1 protein-coding gene is annotated in these 5,574 nt (G+C 75.1%); it reads left to right on the top strand.

What is annotated here, in order from left to right:
- The coding region (locus ACGFIG_RS30655) for an amino acid adenylation domain-containing protein (RefSeq protein ID WP_393008857.1) at window positions 1-5,574 on the top strand (5,574 nt) is incomplete at both ends.

Here is a 5,574-nt window from a genome sequence, read left to right as displayed (position 1 = left end):
CGCGGCGGCCCCCGACGCGGTGGCGGTCACGTTCGAGGGCACCTCGCTCACCTACCGCGACCTCGACGCACGCGCCAACCAACTCGCCCACCACCTGCGCACGTACGACGTCGGACCCGACACCCTCGTCGCGGTCTGCCTGGAGCGCTCGCCCGAGCTGGTCGTCGCGCTGCTGGCCGTCCTCAAGGCCGGTGGCGCGTACGTGCCGCTCGATCCCGCCCATCCGGCCGAGCGCCTCGGCGAGCTGCTGCGCGACAGCGGCCCGGTCGCCGTCCTCACCCACGCCGCCACCCGCACCACCCTCGACGGCCTGACCACCGCACCCCTGGTCGACCTCGACACCGCCGACCTGACCCCACACCCCACCACCAGCCCCGACCCCGGCACCCGACCCGACCACCTCGCCTACGTCATCCACACCTCCGGCTCCACCGGCCGGCCCAAGGGCGTCATGGTCGAGCACGCCAACGTGGTGCGGCTCTTCTCCGCCACGGCCGGGTGGTTCGGCTTCGGCCCGAGCGACGTGTGGAGCCTCTTCCACTCCTTCGCGTTCGACTTCTCGGTCTGGGAGATCTGGGGCGCGCTGCTGCACGGCGGCCGGCTGGTGATCGTCCCTACGCTGACCGGCCGCTCCCCCGCCGACTTCCACCGGCTCCTCTGCGACGAGGGCGTGACCGTCCTCAACCAGACCCCCAGCGCCTTCCGGGGCCTGATCGCCGCGCAGGCCGACAGCGCGCGGACGCACCAGCTGCGTACGGTGGTCTTCGGGGGCGAGGCGCTGGACCCGACGATGCTGCGGCCGTGGTACGCGGACGCGCGCAACGGGCGCACAGAGCTGGTCAACATGTACGGCATCACCGAGACCACGGTGCACGTGACGTACCGGCCGTTGACCCCGGCCGACGCCGACCGGCCGGGCGTGAGCCCGATCGGTCGGCCCCTCGGTGACCTGCGCCTCTACGTGCTCGACGGGCAGGGGGAGCCGGTGCCGCCCGGGGTCGTCGGCGAGCTGCACGTGGGTGGCGCGGGGGTCGCGCGCGGCTACCTCAACCGTCCCGGGCTGACCGCGGAACGCTTCCGGCCCAGCCCGTTCGTGGCGGGCGACCGGCTCTACCGCACCGGTGACCTCGTCCGCCACCGCGCCGACGGCGGTCTCGACTACCTGGGCCGCAACGACTCCCAGGTGCAACTGCGGGGCTACCGCGTGGAGCTGGGCGAGATCGAGGCCCAACTCGCCGCCTGTCCCGGCGTACGCGACGCGGTGGTGACGGTCACGACCGACGCCACGGGCGAGTCGCGCCTGGTCGGCTACTACACGGCGTCGGTGCGCCGGCTGACGGCCGAGGCGCTGCGCACCCGGCTGGCCGGCGTCCTGCCGGAGCACATGGTCCCGGCCGCGTACGTGCGGGTCGCCGAGTGGCCGCTAACGCCCAACGGCAAGCTCGACCACCGGGCCCTGCCCGCACCCGACGGGTCGGCCTTCGCCGCCCGGCACTACACCGAGCCGGTCGGCGCGACGGAGACCGCCCTCGCGGCCATCTGGGCCGAGGTGCTGGGCGTGGAGCGGATCGGCCGGCACGACAACTTCTTCGCGCTGGGCGGGCACTCGCTGCTGGCGCTGCGGGTGCTGGAACGGATGCGCCGCCAGGGCCTCTCCGCCGACGTACGCGCGCTCTTCGCCTCGCCCGTCCTGGCCGACCTGGCCGCCACGGTGGGTGCCGACGCGGACCGGGCCGACGTGACCGCGGAGCCGATCCCGGCCGGCTGCGAGCGGATCACGCCGGACCTGCTGCCACTGGTGGAGCTGAGCCAGCCGGAGATCGACGCGATCGTCGCCACGGTCCCCGGCGGGACACCGAACGTGCAGGACATCTACCCGCTGGCCCCGGTGCAGGAGGGCATGCTCTTCCACCACCTGATGGCCCGCGACCGCGACCCCTACCTGGTGACCACGGTCCTGCGCTTCGCCGACCGGGACCGGCTGGACCGCTACGCCGCCGCGCTGGAGGCGGTGGTCGCCCGGCACGACGTGCTGCGTACCGCGGTGGTGTGGCACGGGATCAACGAGCCGGTGCAGGTGGTGTGGCGCCGGGCGCCCCTGCCGGTGGAGGAGGTCCCGCTCGACCCGACCGGCGACGACCCGCTGCGGCAGCTCCGCGAGCACGTCGACCGGCGGTACGGCCGGCTGCCGCTCGACCAGGCTCCCCTGCTGCGGCTGCTGGTCGCGCGGGACCCCCGCGACGGCGGGTGGCTGGCCGTCGAGCTGATCCACCACATCGTCGACGACAACACCTCGCTCAAGCAGCTGCGGGCCGAGGTCCGCGCGTACCTGGCCGGCGAGGGCGACCGGCTGCCGCCGCCGCTGCCCTTCCGCGACTTCGTGGCGCGGATCCGGCGCGGCGCCGACCGGGCCGAGCAGGAGAGCTTCTTCCGCCGGATGCTCGGTGACGTCGACAACCCGACCGTGCCCTTCGGGCTGCGCGACATCCACGGCGACGGGCACACGATGCGCGACGCCCGGGTGTGGCTCGGGCCGGAGCTGACGCGGCGGCTGCGGCAGCGGGCCCAGGACCTCCAGGTCGGCGTGACCAGCCTCTTCCACGTCGCCTGGGGGCAGGTGCTGGCCCGGGCCGGCGGCCGGCGCGACGTCGTCTTCGGCACCGTGCTCTCCGGCCGGATGGACGCCGGCGCGGGCAGCGACCGGATCCTCGGGCCCTTCCTCAACACGCTCCCGCTGCGGGTCACCGTCGACGCCACCGGCGTCACCGAGTGCGTGCTGCGCACCCACGAGGCGCTGACCGGGCTGATCCGCCACGAGCACGCGTCGCTGGCGCTGGCGCAGTCGTGCAGCAGGGTGGCGCCGCCGGCTCCCCTCTTCACCGCCCTGCTCAACTACCGCCACGCCGAGGTGCTGGCCGAGTCGGAGACGCCCGCGCCGACCCCCGACGCGGACGACCTGACCTACCTGGCGGCGCAGGAACGCGGCAACTACCCGCTCGCGCTGGACGTCGACGACCTGGGCGACGACGTCGTGCTGACGGTCGCCGCCGCGGCCGGGGTGGCACCCGGGCGGGTCTGCGCGATGGTCGAGCGGGCCCTGGCGACGCTGGCCGACGCGCTGGAACGCACGCCCGACGCGGCGGTGGGCGGGCTCGACGTGCTGCCCGCCGCCGAGCGGCGCCGGCTGGTCGAGGACGGCAACGACGCCACGGTGGCGTACCCGCCGGGGCGCCTGGTGCACCACCTCGTCGAGGCTCAGGCGGCTCGCGACCCGCAGGCGGTGGCCCTCGTCCTCGGCGACGAGCGGCTCACCTACGGCGAGTTGAACGCGCGGGCCAACCGGCTCGCCCACCACCTGCGGGCCCGGGGCGTCGGGCCGGACCGGATCGTGGCGATCTGCGTCGAGCGGTCGCCGGAGACGGTGGTGTGCCTGCTGGCGGTCCTCAAGGCCGGTGGCGCCTACCTTCCGCTCGACCCGGCGTACCCGGCCGAGCGGCTCGCCGCCATGCTGCGCGACAGCACCCCGGTGGCGGCGTTGACCCACGGCCCGGCCCGCGAGCGGCTGCACGCCGCGCTGGCCGGGCTCGACACCCCGGTGGTCGACCTGGACCTCGACGCGGCGGCGTGGGCGCAGCTGCCGGCGACCGACCCGCTGGTGGAGGGGTTGGGCGCGCAGCACCTGGCGTACGTCATCTACACGTCCGGCACCTCCGGCACCGCCAACGGGGTGCTGGTCGAGCACCGGCAGCTCGTGGCCGTCGCCGCCGCCTGGGAACGCCTGTTCGACCTGCGTCCCGGCCTGGTGCACCTGCAGATGGCGAGCTTCTCGTTCGACGTCTTCACCGCCGACGTGGTGCGGGCGCTCGGCTTCGGCGGGCGGCTGGTGCTCTGCCCGCGTCCGCTGCTGCTGGACAGCGCTGGCCTGTCCGAGCTGCTGCGCCACCACGACGTGGACTTCGCCGACTTCGTGCCGGCCGTGCTCAACCCCTTGCTGGAGCACCTGGAATCCACCGGCGGGAGCCTCGCCGGGCTGGAGACGGTCGTCTGCGGGTCGGACGCCTGGACCGCCGCCAACGCCGCCCAGCTGCGCGCCCTGTGCGGCCCGGGGGTGCGGATCGTCAACGCGTACGGCGTGACCGAGGCGGCCGTCGACAGCACCTGCCACCTGCTGCCGACCGACGACCTCGCCGAGGCGACCTGCCTGCCGATCGGCCGGCCGCTGCCCAACGTGCGGGTCTACCTGCTCGACGGCGAGGGCGAGCCGGTGCCGGACGGCGTGGTCGGCGAGATCCACATCGGCGGCGCGGGCGTAGCGCGCGGCTACCTGAACCGCCCCGAGCTGACCGCGCAGCGCTTCCGGCCCAGCCCGTTCGTGCCGGGCGAGCGGCTCTACCGCACCGGCGACCTGGGTCGTCGCCTGCCGGACGGGGAGTTGGAGTTCCTCGGCCGCGACGACTTCCAGGTCAAGGTCCGGGGCTTCCGCGTCGAGCTGGGCGAGATCGAGTCCCGGCTGGCGGCCGTCGAGGGCGTACGGGAGACGGTCGTCGTGGCGCGCCCCGACGCCGGCGGCGGCCAGCGGCTCGTCGCGTACGTGCTGGGCGGGGCGCCGGACGCCGCGCGGCTGCGGGACCGGCTGGCCGCCGAACTACCGGAGCACATGGTGCCGTCGGCGTACGTCCGGCTGGCCGCGTGGCCGCTGACACCCAACGGCAAGCTCGACCGGACGGCGCTGCCGGCGCCGGACGGCGAGGCCTTCGGCCGGCGCGGGCACGTCGAGCCGGTCGGCCTGCTGGAGGGCATGGTCGCGGGCGTCTGGGCCGAGGTGCTGGGGATCGAGCGGGTCGGCCGGCACGACGACTTCTTCGCCCTGGGCGGCCACTCGCTGCTGGCCATGCGGCTGGTCTCCCGGATCCGGCAGGTGCTGGGGCGGGAGGTCTCGCCGGCGGCGCTCTTCGCGGCGCCGGTGCTGAGCGACTTCGTCGCCCGGCTGACGCCGGACGGCCGCGACGTGCTGCCCCCGATCCGCCCGGTCGACCGGGACGGTGCCCTGGAGCTCTCCTTCGCGCAGCGGCGGCTGTGGTTCCTGGAGCGGCTCGGCGGCCTCGGCCACACCTACCACATGCCGCTGGCCCTGGAGTTGGCCGGCTGGCTCGACCACGGCGCACTGCGGGCGGCCCTGGACTCCCTGGTGGACCGGCACGAGGCCCTGCGCAGCCGCATCGTCCCCGCCGGCTCCGACGTCCACCAACTCGTCGACCCGCCCGGGACGGGCTTCACCCTGCACACGCACGACCTGACCGGCGCGCCCGACGCCGCCGCCCGGCTGGCCCGGCTCCAGGACGAGGAGTTCACGGCCCCGTTCGACCTGACGACCGGTCCCCTCATCCGGGGCCGCCTGGTCACCCTCGCGCCCGACCGGCACGTCCTGCTCGTCACGATGCACCACGTCGTCTCCGACGGCTGGTCCATCGGCGTCCTCACCCGCGAGTTGGGGGCGTTGTACGCCGCCTACCACGCCGGTCGGCCTGATCCGCTGCCGCCCCTGCCCGTGCAGTACGCCGACTACGCCGCCTG

The organism is Micromonospora sp. NPDC049048, assembly GCF_043197615.1.
In the GTDB taxonomy this organism is placed as follows: domain Bacteria; phylum Actinomycetota; class Actinomycetes; order Mycobacteriales; family Micromonosporaceae; genus Micromonospora.
The sequence above is the reverse complement of the archived record's forward strand: the minus strand, read 5'-3'. Positions and strand labels throughout refer to the sequence as shown.